General features: G+C 61.2%; 23 protein-coding genes. 10 read left to right on the forward strand and 13 right to left on the reverse strand.

The window, feature by feature from the left end; all coding sequences use genetic code 11:
• The first annotated feature begins 332 nt into the window (after positions 1-332).
• Both LRS08_RS14720 and rnk read left to right on the forward strand, forming a co-directional pair.
• Positions 333-665: a hypothetical protein gene (locus tag LRS08_RS14720; protein WP_257842974.1), complete on the forward strand. Its 333-nt coding sequence runs from the start codon at positions 333-335 to the stop codon at positions 663-665.
• A 200-nt stretch (positions 666-865) separates the two neighbouring features.
• Positions 866-1,282 carry a nucleoside diphosphate kinase regulator gene (rnk, locus tag LRS08_RS14725; RefSeq protein ID WP_257842973.1) on the forward strand — a complete coding sequence of 139 codons (417 nt, stop codon included), beginning with the start codon at positions 866-868 and terminating at the stop codon, positions 1,280-1,282.
• A 251-nt stretch (positions 1,283-1,533) separates the two neighbouring features.
• Here the strand turns inward: rnk and LRS08_RS14730 are convergent, their stop codons facing one another.
• The 3 genes from LRS08_RS14730 to LRS08_RS14740 form a co-directional block, all read right to left on the reverse strand.
• Positions 1,534-2,454 (reverse strand): cation diffusion facilitator family transporter, encoded by a 921-nt coding sequence (locus LRS08_RS14730; protein ID WP_257842971.1) that lies wholly within the window; start codon positions 2,452-2,454, stop codon positions 1,534-1,536.
• A complete protein-coding gene (locus LRS08_RS14735) occupies positions 2,451-2,900 on the reverse strand; it encodes a hypothetical protein (protein ID WP_257842970.1) in 450 nt (149 codons plus the stop codon). The genes LRS08_RS14730 and LRS08_RS14735 overlap by 4 nt, the downstream gene beginning before the upstream one ends.
• A gap of 521 nt (positions 2,901-3,421) precedes the next feature.
• On the reverse strand, positions 3,422-4,297 hold the full coding sequence (locus LRS08_RS14740) for a DMT family transporter (RefSeq protein ID WP_257842969.1): 876 nt from the start codon (positions 4,295-4,297) through the stop codon (positions 3,422-3,424).
• A gap of 747 nt (positions 4,298-5,044) precedes the next feature.
• Here LRS08_RS14740 and LRS08_RS14745 point away from each other — a divergent pair.
• From LRS08_RS14745 to LRS08_RS14755, 3 genes are all read left to right on the forward strand, one after another.
• Positions 5,045-5,491 carry a hypothetical protein gene (locus tag LRS08_RS14745; protein WP_257842968.1) on the forward strand — a complete coding sequence of 149 codons (447 nt, stop codon included), beginning with the start codon at positions 5,045-5,047 and terminating at the stop codon, positions 5,489-5,491.
• Positions 5,476-6,312 (forward strand): uroporphyrinogen-III synthase, encoded by an 837-nt coding sequence (locus LRS08_RS14750; protein ID WP_257842967.1) that lies wholly within the window; start codon positions 5,476-5,478, stop codon positions 6,310-6,312. Before LRS08_RS14745 ends, LRS08_RS14750 begins: the two co-directional genes overlap by 16 nt.
• A gap of 65 nt (positions 6,313-6,377) precedes the next feature.
• The gene (locus LRS08_RS14755) at positions 6,378-7,382 is read left to right on the forward strand and encodes a rod shape-determining protein (protein ID WP_257842966.1); all 1,005 of its coding nucleotides are present in this window, start codon (positions 6,378-6,380) and stop codon (positions 7,380-7,382) included.
• 181 nt (positions 7,383-7,563) lie between these two features.
• On the opposite strand, the gene LRS08_RS14760 is transcribed toward LRS08_RS14755, so the two are convergent.
• Positions 7,564-7,782, reverse strand: coding sequence for a hypothetical protein (locus tag LRS08_RS14760; protein ID WP_257842965.1), 219 nt, complete (start codon positions 7,780-7,782; stop codon positions 7,564-7,566).
• Between the two features lie 69 nt (positions 7,783-7,851).
• Entirely contained in the window at positions 7,852-8,460 is a 609-nt protein-coding gene (locus LRS08_RS14765) for a uracil-DNA glycosylase family protein (protein WP_312026624.1), read from the reverse strand.
• A gap of 134 nt (positions 8,461-8,594) precedes the next feature.
• Here LRS08_RS14765 and LRS08_RS14770 point away from each other — a divergent pair, with 134 nt between their 5' ends.
• From LRS08_RS14770 to LRS08_RS14780, 3 genes are all read left to right on the forward strand, one after another.
• On the forward strand, positions 8,595-8,870 hold the full coding sequence (locus LRS08_RS14770) for a hypothetical protein (protein WP_257842964.1): 276 nt from the start codon (positions 8,595-8,597) through the stop codon (positions 8,868-8,870).
• Between the two features lie 74 nt (positions 8,871-8,944).
• Positions 8,945-9,400 (forward strand): MarR family winged helix-turn-helix transcriptional regulator, encoded by a 456-nt coding sequence (locus LRS08_RS14775; protein ID WP_257842963.1) that lies wholly within the window; start codon positions 8,945-8,947, stop codon positions 9,398-9,400.
• Positions 9,393-9,935, forward strand: coding sequence for a DUF488 family protein (locus tag LRS08_RS14780; RefSeq protein ID WP_257842962.1), 543 nt, complete (start codon positions 9,393-9,395; stop codon positions 9,933-9,935). Before LRS08_RS14775 ends, LRS08_RS14780 begins: the two co-directional genes overlap by 8 nt.
• Positions 9,936-10,020: 85 nt before the next feature.
• Here LRS08_RS14780 and LRS08_RS14785 read toward each other — a convergent pair whose 3' ends face one another.
• The 7 genes from LRS08_RS14785 to LRS08_RS14815 form a co-directional block, all read right to left on the reverse strand.
• The gene (locus LRS08_RS14785; protein ID WP_257842961.1) at positions 10,021-10,320 is read right to left on the reverse strand and encodes a hypothetical protein; all 300 of its coding nucleotides are present in this window, start codon (positions 10,318-10,320) and stop codon (positions 10,021-10,023) included.
• Between the two features lie 73 nt (positions 10,321-10,393).
• Positions 10,394-10,765 carry a tetratricopeptide repeat protein gene (locus LRS08_RS14790; protein WP_312026688.1) on the reverse strand — a complete coding sequence of 124 codons (372 nt, stop codon included), beginning with the start codon at positions 10,763-10,765 and terminating at the stop codon, positions 10,394-10,396.
• Positions 10,666-12,225, reverse strand: coding sequence for a tetratricopeptide repeat protein (locus LRS08_RS14795; RefSeq protein WP_257842960.1), 1,560 nt, complete (start codon positions 12,223-12,225; stop codon positions 10,666-10,668). The genes LRS08_RS14790 and LRS08_RS14795 overlap by 100 nt, the downstream gene beginning before the upstream one ends.
• Positions 12,226-12,391: 166 nt before the next feature.
• Entirely contained in the window at positions 12,392-12,691 is a 300-nt protein-coding gene (locus LRS08_RS14800) for a DUF1971 domain-containing protein (RefSeq protein ID WP_257842959.1), read from the reverse strand.
• Positions 12,688-13,059 carry a group III truncated hemoglobin gene (locus LRS08_RS14805; protein WP_257842958.1) on the reverse strand — a complete coding sequence of 124 codons (372 nt, stop codon included), beginning with the start codon at positions 13,057-13,059 and terminating at the stop codon, positions 12,688-12,690. The genes LRS08_RS14800 and LRS08_RS14805 overlap by 4 nt, the downstream gene beginning before the upstream one ends.
• 128 nt (positions 13,060-13,187) lie before the next feature.
• Positions 13,188-13,637, reverse strand: coding sequence for a globin domain-containing protein (locus tag LRS08_RS14810; RefSeq protein ID WP_257842957.1), 450 nt, complete (start codon positions 13,635-13,637; stop codon positions 13,188-13,190).
• 54 nt (positions 13,638-13,691) lie between these two features.
• Entirely contained in the window at positions 13,692-14,381 is a 690-nt protein-coding gene (locus LRS08_RS14815; protein ID WP_257842956.1) for an alternative oxidase, read from the reverse strand.
• 238 nt (positions 14,382-14,619) lie between these two features.
• On the opposite strand from LRS08_RS14815, the gene LRS08_RS14820 reads away from it, so the two are divergent.
• Positions 14,620-16,026: a sensor histidine kinase gene (locus LRS08_RS14820; protein WP_260480883.1), complete on the forward strand. Its 1,407-nt coding sequence runs from the start codon at positions 14,620-14,622 to the stop codon at positions 16,024-16,026.
• Positions 16,013-16,627 carry a response regulator FixJ gene (gene fixJ, locus LRS08_RS14825; RefSeq protein WP_260480884.1) on the forward strand — a complete coding sequence of 205 codons (615 nt, stop codon included), beginning with the start codon at positions 16,013-16,015 and terminating at the stop codon, positions 16,625-16,627. Before LRS08_RS14820 ends, fixJ begins: the two co-directional genes overlap by 14 nt.
• An 18-nt stretch (positions 16,628-16,645) precedes the next feature.
• Here the strand turns inward: fixJ and LRS08_RS14830 are convergent, their stop codons facing one another.
• Entirely contained in the window at positions 16,646-17,530 is an 885-nt protein-coding gene (locus tag LRS08_RS14830) for a DMT family transporter (protein WP_257845405.1), read from the reverse strand.

The following is a 17,530-nucleotide window of genomic DNA, read 5'->3' on the forward strand; positions in this document are numbered from 1 at the left end:
CTCATTGTGCCTGCGGCGCGTCTTCTTGCGCCGAGGTTGCAGCAGGGATGTCCGCCGACCAATGCGAGATGACATTCTATGACTCCGGAAAACCTCCGGCGGACCGATCAAGGCACGGCGCCCATTCCGCCCATTGGCGATCTACGGTTCAGTAGAGATCGCGACCGTTAGCCGGACGCGGGATCGAACGCGCCCGGCGTCAGTCGCCGAATTTGAGGGGATGATCCCTGCCTTGGTGGAACCCGCGTGTCATGCCGCTAAGGTTAGCCCTACCAGTAATTTAAGCAAGTCCCGTGCTACATCGTCAAGAAAACACAACGAGTTAGTCATCTATGCTGAAACTGCTGCTGTCCGTCATTGCCGCGCTTGCGATCACGATCGCTACGATCTGGATCAACCCGTCCACAGACGAACGAGCCATGTATGGATTCGAAGGCCCTTTGGAGCAGAATTGGTTGCCGCGCGAGCTAGGTGGATGGCCTGCACCGTTCCTAGCGGACAACCCGAACACATCGGTCATCCACAAGATCGGAGTAGAGGATAACTTCCGCGCCGGCTCCTTTTTGGGCTCGCTGAGTTTTTGGCTCCTCATCGTTTTGATGTCGCAGCGTTTCTGCCGCTGGGTCGCGCGAGCAGTTGGTGCAAGTGGTCGAGATGGCGTTTGACATGCGGTGGCCGCAGGCACATCTTGGGACGATGAAGCTCCGCGTGCGCCATCTCCGACGCCGCCTCCACGCAGGCCAACTCCTCGCGGGCATGTAGCCCCGGGCTCTCCCAAGGCATGTCCCGAAGAGCTCGGGGCCCCTCACATCGCGATATAACGGCTGAGCGCTCAATCTGGCGTCGGCAATCCTGGAGATTTATCATGAGCGCTACGAAAGCGGCATCCAAGCGGCCGCAAATCCATATGATTGAAGAGGAGGCGGACAAGCTGTCCGACCTTGCACTTAGCGTCGAGGACCGGCTTCCGCAGGTTTGCGAGTTGTTGATCCGCGAAACCTCCCGCGCCCGCTTGCACAAAGCAGCAACCATTCCCGCCGATGTGGTCACTATGGGCTCGTCCGTCGAATTTGTGGACGAAGGAACCGGTGCACGCCGCACAGTTCAGCTGGTCTTTCCGCCGGACGCTGACATTTCTGCAGGCAAGGTGTCGATCCTAACTCCTGTCGGAGCGGGGCTTATCGGATTGCGAGAGGGTCAGTCCATCCTTTGGCCCGATCGCGAGGGTAATGAGCGAACGCTGGTGATCGAGAAGGTCATTCAAAAGTCAGCAGCTGCCTAACTGAAAAGTGCCGGTTCGGGATTGGGACCCTCCCTTAGCCGACCGGCGCTCTCGCTCACTTAGTTCGGCTGAATGTCAGATCGAATGGCTTTTCATCAGTTGGCGCAGTTGCTTCCGGAGCGAGGAGCCGCTTAGGTACGCGGAGATCGACGCATAGCCTTCGGCAGCAAGCTTTCGCTCGAGGTCGGGAATGTCCTTGCACGCTCCCCCCTTAGCCAGTTGGATGGCGCGCTCGATGATCGGAGTCTCACTCACGCTTTTTCGCTCAGATCGGGCACGAAGCTCACTTGTGCCAGACGCCATGACTTGTCCGGATCGCCGGGCCATATCTCGTTCAGCTCTAGCCCGTGAGTAGGTGCCGCTCCGTGCACTTCGGCATGAATAAATCGGCCTGTGGCGCGAAGACGAACGGATGATTTAGGATACATTCTCTCAAGCGTTGTCTGTAGCGCTCTCGCGTCACGCGCCAGTTCTACCTTCCCGAGCCTTCGCGGCGTGCCGTCGACGAGCTCGGCCGTAGCGACGCGTAACGAGGTGATGCCGTCTTTGAGGATGCTGAATGAAATAAATGCAGCTGCAGCGGCATCCGCCCACCAAAGGCCGAGCGCCACGCCGAGGACGCCCGTGATACCGGCCAGCCCGGTCATCCAGTCCGCCTTCTGCATCATGGCGTCCGTATCGAGCACCTCGTCTTCTAGACGACGCGCGATCGGCTGTTTCATCCGACCCAGGATCATTGGCGGCACGACCGAGTAGACGAGGGCCGCGATCATAACCCAGCCTTGCCATATGTCGCGGCCTGAAATGCTCACCGGCGGCATGGTCGGATGCTCGAGCGCGACTAGCGAGGTCAGCGAGTCGAACACGAGGATCGCGCCGACAGAGCATAGAGCGACCGCCGCGATCAGGGATGAGAGGCTCTGGACGCGGTGGAAACCGAAAGGAAATGCGCGATTCGCTTCCTTTTGCTCGAAGTGCAGCGCCACGAGGAAGACGATGGCGGGGACGAGGCTGAGCACATCTTCGATCAACGCGGTCTTCATTGCCTGGCTGGAGCCCATCACCAGCCACATGACGACAACAACCGATGACATCCAGATGAGCGTCCACCATTCCAGCCGTCGCGCGCGTTGCAGGTCGCGACGGACATGTTCGGGAAGGCGGTCGCTCACTTCGCTGCTCGCTTCAGGAGCATCGCACGCGGCTGAATGAGCGCGATCCAGGCATTCTCCCCGTTGCGGACCACAGCTACCGGTTGTGTATCACCATCTTTCGACTTCATCTGCTCGGGCGAAGGCATGATGGCAACACGGGTGGCCCAGGGTGTATCAGGCGCGAGCTCGCCAACGACGAGGTCGAGATCGCCTCGCTCGATCATGGGCAGCAGCGTCTCCGTCGAGCCACGCACGATGTCGGGATGGCTTCCAGTGTCCGCGGCCACCAAGCCCACGAGTCGATCAAGCGATGGATCATGTGGCGCATTGCCTTCCGCGATGACCCCGGCACGTAACACCTTCGTCTGCCGGACGCGGTCGATTGTGCCTTCTGGATCTTTCGGGATCTCTGAGCATCCGGCCAGCATGAGCAACAAGGCCGTGGCGAAGATTGTGGATTTCATGAGGCTACTCGGTGAGCTGGGGGCGTGGCGGTCACGCTCCCAGCGTTTCGAAATGTAGGTCAGAGTGGCACCGCAGCGATAAACGGGTCCGCATCTCGTCCGTCGCTAGACGCAGGTCCGCGCGTCTGGTCGAGCTTGGTCGCTCTGTCGAAGTACAACTGCGCGAAGCGCCGATGGATCAATGCGATCCCAGTTTCCGACAACGCAGACTTGGCGAGATGATATCGAGCGCGCCGTCTGTAATAGGCGATAGTCTTTTCCGTCATGGAAGGTCCCTTTATGATGCAAGCGGGGGCTGCCGCCCTCCGGGAAGGGCGCCGCGCGGCTTGGGGAGGGAGTGTTGCCTTTGACCGAACGGCGCCCAGTTGGCGGTCGCGTGGGGCGACCGACCGGAGATCCTAGGCGCTGATCTGCGCGCCTAGGGATTCAGGCGCGGGGTGCTGCTACCTGCAGGGGATCGTTTCGATCAGGGCGCGGACGGTCGACATGAAGCGATCAAGATGGACTAAGCCTTCTTGAAGTCAAGCCCTGGTGCCAACCACCGCCTTGCGCACCGATGCACAGGCAATGCCAGCGCCGATCAGTGTCACGCCAGCGAAGTGAGACGGGCGGATAGCTTCGCCGAGGAAGATGGCGGCGAGCAGCGCTCCCATGACCGGCATGATGTTGAGGTAGAGACCCGCTGCCGCGGACCCGAGGAGTTCGACCCCGCGATTGTAGCATAGGTAAGCAATTAAGGACGGGAACACACATACATAGGCGATCGCCATCCAGCTTTCCGATCGATTCTCGATCAACCGACCCGAAGCGATCTCGGCGATGTAAAATGGAAGGACAACGACAACGCCCACTGCCAGCGTGGTCGCCAGGAAGCTCAGGGGATGCACGCCTGGCCGTTTGCGAAGCAGCACCGAGTAGAGCGACCATATCACCACAGCGACAGAGATGACGAGATCGCCCGTGTTCATCCTGAGTGCGAGCAGCGAGCCGATATCACCTTTCGAGATGATGACGAGCGCACCGGCGATCGACAGAGCGATTCCCATGACTTGCAGCAGTCGAACTCGTTCGGAGAAAATCAGAATGCCGAGAAGGAGTATCAGACCGGGCTGCAGTGACTGTAGGAGGAGACCATTGACGGCCGTCGTGGTTTGAAGACCAGTGTAGAGTAATGTGTTGAACGCTCCGATGCCCAGCGCTCCGAGCACGATCATCATTCGCCATGAGGCGCGCAACGTTGGGAGGTCGCGGCGAAGATGCGGCCACGCGATCGGCAGGAGGATCAACAGCGCGAGTGTCCAACGCCAGAATGACAAGGCGACCGGAGGGACGAAGTCCCGCGCGCCACGCGCAACGATGGAATTGCCGGCCCAGAAGAGCGCGGTGCATGCCAGCAACAGATAAGGTGAGTGCCAAAGCCTAATGCGGCTATGAACTGATATGGCCTGAGGTTCGCTTGATGATGAGTTCATGATGCGTGCGGCGCCGTTTGCAGCGCCTCTCGATACGGTGGTATGGTGATCCCGTGGAGCGGATCCGGCGGGCCGCGGTACCCGCGAGCTTAGCGTTTCGGACTGCGCTCCGAATGAAGGCGGGGTGGCACATCAGATGAAGCCGTAGACATCGGACCTATCTAGAGGCTTTGCCTTGCTGGGCAAGCTGCTCCACGTATTTGACTTTGTTTCCAGATAGGCCATGATCGGCGGATGTCCTCGCAGGTCCTGATCCGGCACATCGAAGTGCATCCCGGCAGCAGCACCGAGCGCCTGCCTGCCCTGGGCTGAACCTGCTAGCTGCAGGCATCTGACCTAGGGCCCCTCCCCAGTTTAAGCTGGAATCGTGATTACCGATCGCGTGCGCCGACTTGGGTCTGGCCGCGATCGTGCGCGGAGGTTCAAATGGACAGGTTCGTGGTCGAGGCCGACCATCGGGTTGTAGGGATCGCCATTCGCGTTCCCGGAGGATTTCGGTTCGTGTGTTCGGATCCTGATTTCCAGGAGATGGACAGGAAAGTCTTCCCACGCGCGCGTGCGTTGGCGAGCAGTGTTGCAGAGCTGGCAAAGGCGCGTCGCAGCGCGACCAGCACGGTTCACTAGGGAGGGTTAAACGTGAATGCTATCTGTCCCTCCGTCATTGACTCGCTGGTGCACATCTGGACCGCGCTTCACAAGAATCTTGATGTCGAGATCGATGCCGGCAACGCTCGTTATCTGCATGGCGTCGTTTTGAGCATGGATGATGAACTGGTCGCGCGTCTGCTTTCGGCGAAACTGGCGATGTCGCGAATACCCGATGCTCAAAACGACGAAACGCTCGCGCGATGTGGAAGCGACCTAGTCTACTCGGTCCAAGGCCGAACATTGCAGGCAACATTGGTGCACGGAACTGACGTCAGTGAGCGTCGCCTTGGCGTTGGAACCCGCTTTGGGGCCGCGTTGCTGGGCCTTCGACCAGATCAATCGCTGCTTTGGCCGATGGAGCGAGGACGATTGGTAGAGGTGCGCGTGCTGACGATCACATCGCCAAGCCTCTCTCGCCAGCGCCCAATCTCGCCGCTTTTGAGGATGGGAAAGCCATGCGCATTTGGGTGACCCGAACCGAGCCGGACAATCGCTCCACGGCGGCCCGTCTACAAGCTCTCGGGCATGACGTTGTAAGCGTGCCGGTGCTCGGTGTGCGACCGTTCTCGACCGAGCAGCCTGATCTGCTTCCGGACGCCATCGTGTTCACCAGCATGAATGGTGTTCGGCACCATGCCGCTCGCGCGCAATACAAGGCTTTACCTGTGTTCGTAGTTGGGGACGCTACCGCTGGCGCCGCTCGGGATGCAGGGTATTCCGACGTCCGTTCTGCCGGTGGCGACGTTCGAGACCTGCAACGACTGATCTTGAATGACCTGGCTCCGCCTGCCCGCATCGTTCACTTTGGCGCGCGCGAAACGGCTGGGGACCTCAAGGGATTCCTCCGGCGCTTTGGCTATCTGGTGGAACGTCGGATCGTCTACACCGCGCAGGCCGTTGCGATACGCTGGTTGCTGCAAGTGAGGACAGAGCTGCCGTCGATCGACGGTATTTTGGTCCACTCACCACGGGCAGCGGAGCGAGTCGCACGCGTCTTGGCGGGAACCTCATGGCGAGGAAATGTCTGGTGCCTATCGGAGGCATGCGCGCTGCGGTTGACGGATTTGCCGGGAATCCGGTTGCACTTTTCATCCCGTCCCAACGAGGCAGCGCTGATCGAGATGGTCCGTCAGGACCGAGTGATTAGAATGCCGTGTCGCGCATCGCTGCGCGCCGTTTCGGCCGCAACCAGACGAACGTTCGCCTCCGCTCCCTGGCAGCCAGCCAACGACAACCCGGATCTGCCTGGCGAGGATGATGGGCCGAAAACGGATCCGCCCCCCGCCGCTTGAACCATCGGCCTCGACGGACCCCGGGCGTTGACCTTATTGGGGCTCTCCCCAACACAAGGTGACCCATGTTCGAAGAAGCACTCTCGTGGGCAAAGAAGAAGCCGGACTTCGCCATCGATCTTGGCACCGCCAACACTCTGGTCGTTGACAAGGCTGGAGGCGTGATATTCGAGCAGCCGTCGGTGTGCTGCTTTGATGGCTCGGTCGGACCCGACGGCAAGCTGTTCGCCGTTGGGGCCGACGCGCAACCGATGATCGGCCGTGAAGTCAATCGCCTGCGAACCGTTCGGCCGTTGCGAAACGGAGTCTTGGTGGATGTAAGGGCAACATGCGAGTTGCTGAAGTTCGCGCTAAAACCGCTGACGCCCAAAAGGAGGCTGCGAGCCTCTCGTGTGGTCATCGGCGTGCCAACGGACGCAACACAGGCCGAACGTCGCGCGCTGGGTCGCGCCGCGCACGATGCTGGGCTTGCCGAGCCGATGCTCCTCGCCGAACCGATGCTTGCGGCCATCGGGTCTGGACTGGACGTGGCTGAAGCGCGCGGCCGGATGATCGTCGACTGTGGCGCTGGCTTGACCGACATCGTCGTGATTTCGCTTGGCGGGATCTGCGTCTCACGATCGGTGCGGGGCGGCGGGGATGCGGTGGACGCTGCCCTGGTCCATCATCTTCATCTGCGCAAGCAGTTCAATATCGGCCAGTCGACCGCCGAGGCGCTGAAGATCGCGTTATCGGAAGCGCTGATGTCGCCCGGACGCTCTTATGTTGAGGTCAAGGGTCTGGACATGAGGAACGGTCTGCCGCGCGTCCTCGCGCTCGACGTCGAGGAGCTTCGACCCATTGTCGAGAGACACGCCGATGAGATCGCATCAGCCGTGCGAGGCGCTTTCGCGGCAACCCAGCCCGATCTGGTATCTGGGATCCTCGACGACGGGATTTCGCTGACAGGCGGCGCTGCTATGACTGCGTTAGTGGCCGAACGTATTCAGCGCTCGACAGGGATTTCCGTCAGGGTGATGGATGCACCGCAGCGCGCGGTGGCGCGCGGATTGGCCGTTATGCTGAATTAGTCTATAGCTTTCTGTGTTCGATCCCGGTGCGAAATTCGTCAAGCAGTCCGCGGCGGCTGAACTGGGTAGTCCTGCCTGGGTGGCCTGAACCGGCGATGTTCCCGTCACGGCCAGGCCTGAGTTCTCGGGCTTCCGACACCGCCTGTCGCGCCCCGGCGCCATGATCAAACAACATCGCCGATTACAGCCGGTGCAGGAGTTCACCGGTATCGACCACCTCAAAGAGGTCTGGGGCGATGTAGCGGACCGCCTCACCAGTCGAGAGCGCCAATCGAACCGCACCGGGAAATGTGCGGTGTCCGCGTTTCCCTTGCATCGTCAGGGAGTGCCGAAACTTGATCACGATCAACGGCGTGCCGTCGTCTCCGATGCATCGGAAGCGGGCAGTCTCCTCCTCCATCTCGCTCCCTCCTTGTCCGGCTAGATCTCAGCATGTGAGGTAAGGTCGCGCCTCGGTTCTGCGGACCATTCACCGGCGGAACACTTTAGCAACCCGTCTGCGCACTTCGGGAAGAACATCCGCCTCGAACCATGGATTGCGCGTCATCCATCCTCGAGAGCGCCAGGATGGATGCGGCAGCGGAAGATATTGTGGGAGGTAAGCGTCGAAGTTCCGCACGCGGTCGGTCATGCGTCCCGCGCCCAACACATGATCCTGCGCGTAGGTGCCCACGAGTAGCGTCAGCTCGATTTCGGGAAGCTGCTGTAGCAACCGATCGCGCCATAATTCCGCGCATTCCGGCCGCGGTGGAGCGTCGCCGCTGTGGGCACGGCCCGGATAGCACAGAGCCATTGGAAGGATCGCAACTAACTCCGGATTATAGAACTTCGCATCCGTAACATCCATCCATCGCCGGAGCTGATCGCCAGACGCATCGGAAAACGGCCGGCCACTCCGATGCGCATGTGTCCCGGGCGCCTGGCTTGCAATCAGCAGTCGGGCGCGAGGTGAGAGTTGAAAAATCGGCCTCGCGCCCAAGGGCAATTGCGTTGCGCATGCCGTGCATGCTCGAACCTCCTCCATCAAACGAGCGAAGTTCGGCGATGCCAAGTCCTGAAGGCTTCCTCGACCCAGCATAATGTTCCAACCCCTTGCGCAAGATAGCGCCAGGAGATATATATCGGATCACGACATAAATCCACTAATGGCGGGACGGGGCGCTAGCTCAGGCCGCTGCCGATGGCCTTAGCGATATACTGTAGGTGAGCAATATGGCTGCCGAAAAAGCATCGGACTGGTCGGTTTTGGCCAACTGCATTGCTGGTGACATCGAGCCCAGTCCTGCTGATATCGACCGGCTGGCAAGCCGCATATGGCGGGAAACGCATCCGAGCTCGTGTCCCTGGGAACAGGTGGCGTTGGAAAGCGATCAACATCGTGTCGCGGTTGTCATCGCCGAGGCCGCTGCAGGGGGTTCGAGGGGGAGCGGCGTCCTCTCCGAACAACATTCAATCAGTCCGGACGAATGGATACTCAACACGTTCTAGGCGCTTTGTTCGTTGGCAATGAGACTGCGGGCGATCGACAATTGCATTCGTTAAACTCAGGAGTTTCCAACTACTTGGATGACAATGCGTTTTCCGACGGCGACTATGCCGTGTTGGCAGCGTTCAGACGCGACTTGCGCCGCTTTCTGCGGTTCAGCGAAAAGGCCGCTGCGGAAGTTGGCTTAACAGCGCAGCAGTATCAGGTGTTGCTGTCGCTTCGTGCTGCGCCGAACGGGCAGCTCTCGGTGGGAGAGCTTGCCGAACAGATGCTTTTGGCACCCCATAGCGCAAGCGAATTGCTCAGTCGCCTGGAAGCAGCCGGATTGGTCGTCCGATTCAAGTCGGATGTCGATGGCCGCCGGGTAGACGTCTCGATATCGCGGATGGGATCAAGGATCATCGCATCGCTGGCGCATTCGCATCGTGAGGAGCTCAAGCGTCTGCGGCCCATGCTTGAGGCGCTGATAGAGGGATTAGACGCTGGCGATCGGCGTCCGGAACCGATTGCGTTAGGAAGGTCCGATGTCTGAAGCGCTTCCCATCTATACGATCGGGCATTCGACGAGGACGATCCCTGAGTTCGTAACCCTGCTGCGAGCCGGGGGCGTTCAGCTCGTCGTGGACATTCGCACGGTGCCACGCTCACGCACCAATCCGAAATACAATCTCGACGTGCTTGGGGCAGAACTTGAACCCTATCAGATCGGACACAAGCGGATCGCGGAGCTGGGCGGGCTTCGCAAGAAGTCCGAGGTCGAGCCGGAGATCAACGGTTTGTGGCGGAATCAAAGTTTCCACAACTACGCTGATTACGCTCTTACCCCTTCATTCCGAGACGGATTAGCGACCCTTCTTAACGACGCAGCTCAGCGTCCGACAGCGATCATGTGCGCGGAGGCTGTATGGTGGCGATGCCATCGCCGCATCGTGGCGGACTATCTGCTGTTCGAGGGGCGCACCGTGCTCCATCTCATGGGGCATAACACCGTCACGCCGGCGACGATGACTCAAGGCGCGTTCGCGTCGGATAACCGGATCCGCTACCCCGCCGTCACATCCAAGTGATCGTCGCACGCATCTTATGCTTCCGTGCCGCTGCGCGACGGTAAGCTGCGCGCCCGTGCTCATGGGACTGCCCTTTCGCTGAAATCTAGATACCCGCCAGCCGGTCATGGTGAGTATAACCGACCCACGCCTGCTTCTGCGCCACGCCCACCGACCAGAGGCCTTCGCTGAAAATTCGGTCCACCAGCAACTGCTCGATCTCGATGGGCAGCTTGTCCACTTCCGCGTCGCTCGCCGTCCTGGTCGTATCACCCGCGCCCGAGAACATCGCTGACATCCCTTCGATCGTCTGCCGCTTCCACGCCGCGATCATCCTGTGATGCACGCCGTGCTTCGCAGCGAGTTTCGCCAGTTTCAGATCGTCCCGGATAGCATCCTGCGTCACTTTCGCATTGGAATCCGCGCCAGAGCGCTCCCTTTTCCTTTTTGTTGCCGTCCATCCTTCCGTCGGGTTTAGCTTAGCGACCTGTCGAATTTTCTTGGACCACCTCAGTTAGGTACCAAGCCGCGCGCACTTCATTGGTGTAGGCAGGCCGATAATAGGCAAGGTCGCGCCGTGCCGTCTCGTCAAACTCGCGCGTCAACGCAATCCGCTGTCCGATACCAAGCTGCGCCGATCGCAGATATGCACGGGCTCGTACAAGGTCTCGACCCTGATAGGTCAGCATCGCGCCAAGATTGAGTTCGTACAGGATACGGCGCGGATGGGCCGGTCCGGCGACTGCCGCCGTCATCCGGGCTGCGGAACGCGCAGCATCGATTGCCTCGGCCAGCCGCCCCTGCGATTGCAGATTCGTGGCCAGGTTGTTGTATGTCTGCGCAACATCGATGTGTCTGCGCGGAACAAACGCTTCTGAATATCAAGCGCTTCGCGATAATAGGGTTCCGCTTCCGGGAACCGGCGCTGCTCGTCGAGATTGGTCGCGAGATTCTGGAGCCATAACGCAGTTATGGAGCTATCCGCGCCAAAGCCCTTTCGACCGATCTCAACCGCGCGTCGATAGGCCGCTTCAGCCTCGCCGAACCGACCCAGGGCATCCAGCGTCACCGCAATATTGTTGAGCGCATAGCCAACATCGCTGTGATCGGCCCCCAACCTTTGCGTTTTGACATCGACTGCAGCGCGAAGCAACGCAATGGCCTCGTCATATCGGCGCAAGTTGCGGAGCGCGATGGCCAGCGCTTCCTGCGCGGTCGCAGTGTCCGGATCGGACGGACCTGCACGCGCAATTCGAAGCTCCAAAGCCCTGCGAAGCAATGGCTCGGCATCGCGGTAGTTGCCAAGGTTTACAAGGTTGTCCCCGGCGTGAATCAACGCTGATTCCAGCGCGACACCCGCGCGCTGCTCCTCACGAATGGCAAGCGCTCTTCGTAGCGGGCCGTCGGCATCGGCGTAACGCCCCGCCCCCGCCAAGATCGCGCCCAGATTGCCGACGGTTACGGCCACTTCCGTGCTGGAGAGGCCAAACAGCTTTTCTCGAAGTGCCAACGCTTGAAGGGCCAGTTCCTCGGCTTCCCGGTATTCCGCGACGCGATACAGAATGACGGCGAGTGAATTACAGGCGTCAGCCGTTTTGGCATGTTCCTTACCATAGAGTGCCAGACTGGCCGTCAGCGCTTTGCGATACAGCGCCTCGGCTTCGCGCGGTTGTGCGTTTTCAAGATTGCCCGCAAGCTGCATCAATGCCGTGATCGTGCTTTCGGACTGTGGTCCGGTAGCGGCAATGCTCAGGGGGAGCGCCTCACGAAGAAGCGGCTCGGCTTCCGCCGGTCGGCCGAGGCCCGTCAGATGCGCCGCAGCCATTGACGCTGCCGCCCATGCCTCAAACTTCTTGGCCGGGTCGGTCCTGTTGAAATTATAGGCGCTCCGCCATAGCGCGGCCGCCTCTTCGCTGGCACCTTCACGATCGAGGATACTGGCAAGCTGTGCTTCGGCGATCGCAATCAGGGCGGGTGATTGCGGTGGATCGCCACGCGCCAGCATTAGTGCTTCCCTAGAGCGCGCCTCATTGGTCTTCCGATCAGATCCAATCGTCGATGAGATCAGCATCAGTTCGATGCACAACGCGGGCCGGGTCGCCTCAATGCGACATCGGGCAATGGTTTGCTCGACGATGACATGCGAGGTGGCTTTGTCACCAAGGTCATACGCGGCGGATGCCTCAGCAGGGACAGGCCATTGCATGTCTACCTCTTCCGCGCGGTTTGGATGACCGCCCAGCAGCATCAGCACAGCAGTTACTGGAGGTAGATAGGACATGCTGGCCACCATGCGAAGGCAACGAAACATCGGCAGGGAATCGTAAATCCTGGTCGCAACGCATGGCAACGGAGAATCTCGGTTGCACCGTCCCACTAACGCCGTGAGCGCTGTCTTACCGATCCATCAAATGTCTGTGGCAGGCGACTTGGTCAACGACGGTAAATGCGGGTTGTCTGCGCTGGGTCTGGAGCGGTCAGGGTGTCGGTATTCGGAGGAACTCGACGTGGAATCGCACGACACCTAAAGGTGCCACCCGGTGCCGAACGGTAGGTTCGACCACGCCGGGATCTGTGTCGGGCGTGAGGATGCGCTCGGATCGCGGTCTCCTCGGGTCGTCCACAATATAGCGGAGCTGCCCTTTCTCGACGACGATCAGGCCCCACGTTCCTTCCTTAGTATCGTGATCTGCCAGGAGGCCTGCCGGCACGTTCTCCTCGGTGAAGGACGGCGTGCGCTTGTATGGGACAGCGTCGGGCGGTGGGCCAATCCTCATTTGACACTCCGATCGCGCGCATAGTGCACGCCGAGTTGCAGGCTCTCGGCGATCGTCTCAGCCTTCGACTGGAATTTTGCGGCCGTCTCGGGATCGAGGAGGTCGTTCGTCGTGGTCTTCCACAGCGCCAGCCAGTGCGCGAAGTTGGCGTGCGTCATCGCGTCCGCGTGACGCAAATGTACAGCCATCGGGTGCCCTTTGTAGCGGCCGCTCGTCAGCATCACCGACGACCAGAACGCCTTGAGCCGATCGAGGTGGTGGGGCCAGTCAGCGACTGCGCCATCGAAGATCGGCCCCAGGACCGGGTCAGCCCGCACCTTTTCGTAGAAGGTAGGCACCAGCCGCTCTATGTCCTCTTCCGTAATCATAATTACTCTCCGGTGACGTTGCCGACTGTACCGCTATGCTATGCTCCAAATCACGAATGGCGTGGCGGGGGAACACGTCCCGCAGATCAGGCCGCGTTTTTCCACATCGGCGTATCGCTGCGCGGGACTCACGCGGCCTGCGCGCGTTCGTACGCTTGCACCTCAGCTGCGATGAGGATGTCGGCAAGCATCCAGTAGGCTTCGCCCCAGGCGGCCAGCACGGTGTCGGTCGCGATCGACTCGCCAAGCACTTCGCGGATGGCCGGAAGCAGCGCTGCGGCGACGTGCGGATAGTGTTCGGGTTTGACTCCGGTTTGCACATGCCGAAGTACCATGCGCTCCACCGCGCTGCCGAGATTGTTCAGCTTGTCGATGTTCTTGGCGTAGGCCAGGATCGCGCCGGCCAGACGTCGCGGCTGCTCCCCACTGATTTGCGCGGCCTGATCGAACATTGCTTCGATCTCGGGATTTTTGAACAGGCGCCGATACATTGCCGTAGTGATTGCGAGACCATGCTTTTCCAGTGCTGGCGCGGTGGCTTTGACGATCGTCATGGTTTCGGTCGAGACAGTGCGCATCAAGATACTCCAACGACAGGGAAACGGGGCGCGGATGGCCGCGCCCCGATAGGTTCAGGCCGCCTTCTTCCAAATCGGCTCGAGTGCGACGTGCGGCGGGCAGTCGGCGACGGGGCCGCTTGGCAGACCGGCAAGCTCGTTGGCGAAACCGTGATTGACGTCGCGGTGGTGCGCCTCATCGGCGCGGACCACCAGCACCACATCGCGCAGCGTCGCGTCATCGGGCAGGTTCCAATAGTCCTTGGCGATCTGCGGAGCGGGGACGTTCGCGCTGCGGCCCTCGTCTATCTCGGCCAGGTAGTGGGTATAGCTGATGACCGCTTCTTCTTCGAAATACCCGACGACACGATGCGCGGTCTTCGAGCTCATGAGGTAGAGACCGAAAAAGAACAGATAGAACACCCACTGCACGCCGATGATCACCGCACGCTCGAACAAGGTGGGCTTGGAGATTTCGATGAACGTCATCAAATGCATACGCTCATTTTCGGCTTCGTCCATCAAGGTGCGGATCCAGCCCTTGTCGTCGCAGATGCGGCGCAGACAGGACAAATGCGTGATGGTGGCGCCGACCATGCCGGGAACCGCGGCGACCGTTTCCAGAACCACGGCGCGGTGGCCATAGCGCTCCGCAAAGAATGTGTCGGCGGTCCAGCGCAGCAGCTTGGTGAAGCCATAGGCGATGCGGTCGGACAGACCCTTGGGCTGATGATGGACGCCGAGGTCGATATAGGGCGGGGTCATGGTCGGTCTCCGGTTCAATCTGCGTTTGTGTGACGCCGAACTAAGCCCATGACGGACGCGCCGAAATTCAGATCATGTCCCTACGTAGGTTGACGGAGGTGGCGTTCGGCACGACCACGCGGCATGAAAGGCGTTGTGACCGAAAAGCGCCTTTCCCTGCGCCACACCATCATCCCCACGCCGCCGCTGCTGGTGACGTTGGCGTTGGCGGCGATCGCCGTCGCCTTGGGGGCGGGGGGTGCGGGTCGCCTTCGCCGCAGAGCTCGGGCAGCGCGCGACCTACATCTTCTTCGTGCCTGCCGTGGTACTGGCGAGCGCGCTCAGTGGTCTGCGAGCGGGCTTCGCGGCGAGCGTCGCGGGTGCGGCCGTCGGCCTATGGTGCGACCGCATGATCGGACCGGTCGGGGCGGGCAACTGGATCGCCTCGGGCGCATTCGTCGTGATCGGCGCCGCCATTGCGCTGGGGGGCGAGTGGTTTCAGCGCGCGCGGGCCGAAGCCGAGCGCGTGACTGAGGGACTGGCACGGCGCGAAGCGCATCTGCGCTCGCTGCTCGACACTGTACCCGACGCAATCGTGGTGATCGACGAAGCGGGACTGATCCGCGACTTCAGTCCGGCGGCGACGCGCATGTTCGGCTGGGAGGCCGACGAGGTGCACGGCCGCAACGTCAGCCTGCTGATGCCCGATCCGTATCGCGGCGCGCACGACGGCTATCTCGCTCGCTACTATGAGACGGGCGAGAAGCGCATCATCGGCAAGGGTCGCGTCGTGGTCGGCGTCCGGAAGGACGGCTCGACCTTTCCGCTCGAGCTTGCGGTGGGGGAGATGCGGGTCAGTGGCCAGCGCCACTTCACCGGCTTCATTCGCGACCTGACCGAACGGCAGCAGGCCGAGACGCGTCTCCAAGAGTTGCAGGCCGAGCTGGTGCATGTCTCGCGGCTGACCGCGCTGGGGGAAATGGCCTCGGCGCTGGCGCACGAGCTCAATCAGCCGTTATCGGCTATCGCCAATTACCTCAAGGGCAGCCGCATGTTATTGGCGCGGGACGAAGTGCCGGTCGAGCGGGTGGGCGACGCCGTCGAGCGCGCCAGCGAACAGGCGTTGCGCGCGGGCGATATCATCCGCCGGCTGCGCGAATTCGTCGCGCGCGGCGAGACCGAGCGGTCAGTCGAAAGCCTGCCAAAGCTGGTTGAGGAGGCAAGCGCGCTGGCGTTGATCGGGGTGAAGGAGCACGATATCCGCGTGCGCTATTCTTTCAGCCCGGACGTCGATCTCGTGCTGGCAGACAAGGTGCAAATCCAGCAGGTGCTGCTCAATCTCGTGCGTAACGGGGTCGATGCGATGACTGCGGGGGACGGCGCCGTGCGCGAGCTGACCATCACCATTTCGGCGGCAGAGGACGATATGGCGGAGGTGACGGTGGCTGACACAGGACCCGGAATTGATCCGGAAATCGCCGAACGTTTGTTCCAGCCGTTCGTCACGACCAAGCGGACCGGTATGGGTGTCGGCCTGTCGATCTCGCGCACCATCGTTGAGGCGCATGGCGGCCACATCTGGGCGGCGGCGCGTGAGGGCGGCGGGGCAGTGTTTGGATTGACGCTGCGGCGCGTCGGGCAAGAGGAGCTGTATGATGGCGACTGACCCCATGGTCTATGTAATCGACGACGACGAGGCGGCCCGGCATTCGCTCGAGTTCCTGCTCGATTGCGCGGAAATCCGCGTCCGCACATTCCCCTCCGCCGATGCCTTCCTCGCCGCGTCGCCGCCATTGGCGGGGGCGTGTATTGTCACCGATGTGCGCATGCCGGGGCGCAGCGGGATAGAACTGGTCGAAGAGATGACGCGGCGCGGCGCCAGCGTGCCGGTGATCGTCATCACCGGTCATGCCGATGTGCCGCTGGCGATCCAGGCGATGCATGCCGGGGTCGCAGATTTCATCGAAAAGCCGTTTGACGACCAGGTCATGCTGGCCTCCATCCGCAAGGCGCTTGCCCGGCAAGCTGATACCGAGGCTTCACACGCCGAACGACAAGCGGTGCTCGACCGCATTGCGTCGCTGAGTGGCCGCGAGCGCGAGGTGATGGATGGCCTGGCGCGCGGCGACGCAAACAAGGCGATCGCCTTCGACCTCGGCATCAGCGCGCGCACGGTCGAGGTCTATCGCGCAAACGTGATGCTCAAGATGCAGGCGAAGACCCTGTCCGATCTGGTGCGGATGGTGACGACCGCGCGACTCGGCTGATAGCGAGGGTTCAGGCACTCAGCCCGACTTCGGTGTACGCGTAACGAGCCATATGCCGGCGGATACGAGCACCAAAGCCGCCAAGTTCTTCCAATGCCAGATCGACTCGCCCAGGAATGCCGCTGAAAGTCCTACGCCAGATACGGGCACCAGGAAGTTGAACGCGGCGATGAGGCCGACCGGGTTATGCTTGAGCAACAAGCTCCAGATCGCAAACGCGACGGACGATAGCACGACCAGATAAATGAGCAGCGCGCCGGATTTGAAGTCCAGATGGTCGATGTGCCCACCGAATGCTGTCCCGGCAACGGTAAGCAGAACGCCACCGATCAGCAGCTGCCAACCGGTCATGACCATCGGATCGAGCGATTGCGACAGCCGCTTGCCATAAATGGAGGCCGCCGCCAGCACGAGGGCAGCGATCACAACAAAGCCTTCGCCCAAGAGGGTGAGATCCGGCCTAAGCTCGTTGCTTCCGCCGACGTTGACGACGATCACGCCGAGAAAGCCGATGAGGCAACCGAGAGTTTTACGGCTGCTCATCCGGTCATCGACGTAAATGAAGTGCGCCAGCGCGACGCTGAAAAACACGCCCGTGGCGTTCATGATCGAAGACTTTACGCCGGTTGTGTGCGCCAGGCCGATATAGAAGAACACGTATTGAACCGCCGTCTGTGTCAGACCGAGCAGCGTCAGCTGCCCGACATAGCGAACGCCTTGGGCGACCACTGGGCGACGCACCGCAGCGGCGAAAATCAGCAATCCGGCGCCGGCGAGAGTAAAACGCCAGCCCGCGAAGAGCACCTGGCTCGCAATGTCAGCTTTGCCGATGCCGAGCATCGCATAGCCGCCCTTGATCGCGGGATATGCGCTGCCCCACAGCAAACAGCAAAGCGTCGCCAG

The sequence above is a fragment of the Sphingomonas sp. J315 genome (genome assembly GCF_024666595.1).
Taxonomy (GTDB): domain Bacteria; phylum Pseudomonadota; class Alphaproteobacteria; order Sphingomonadales; family Sphingomonadaceae; genus Sphingomonas.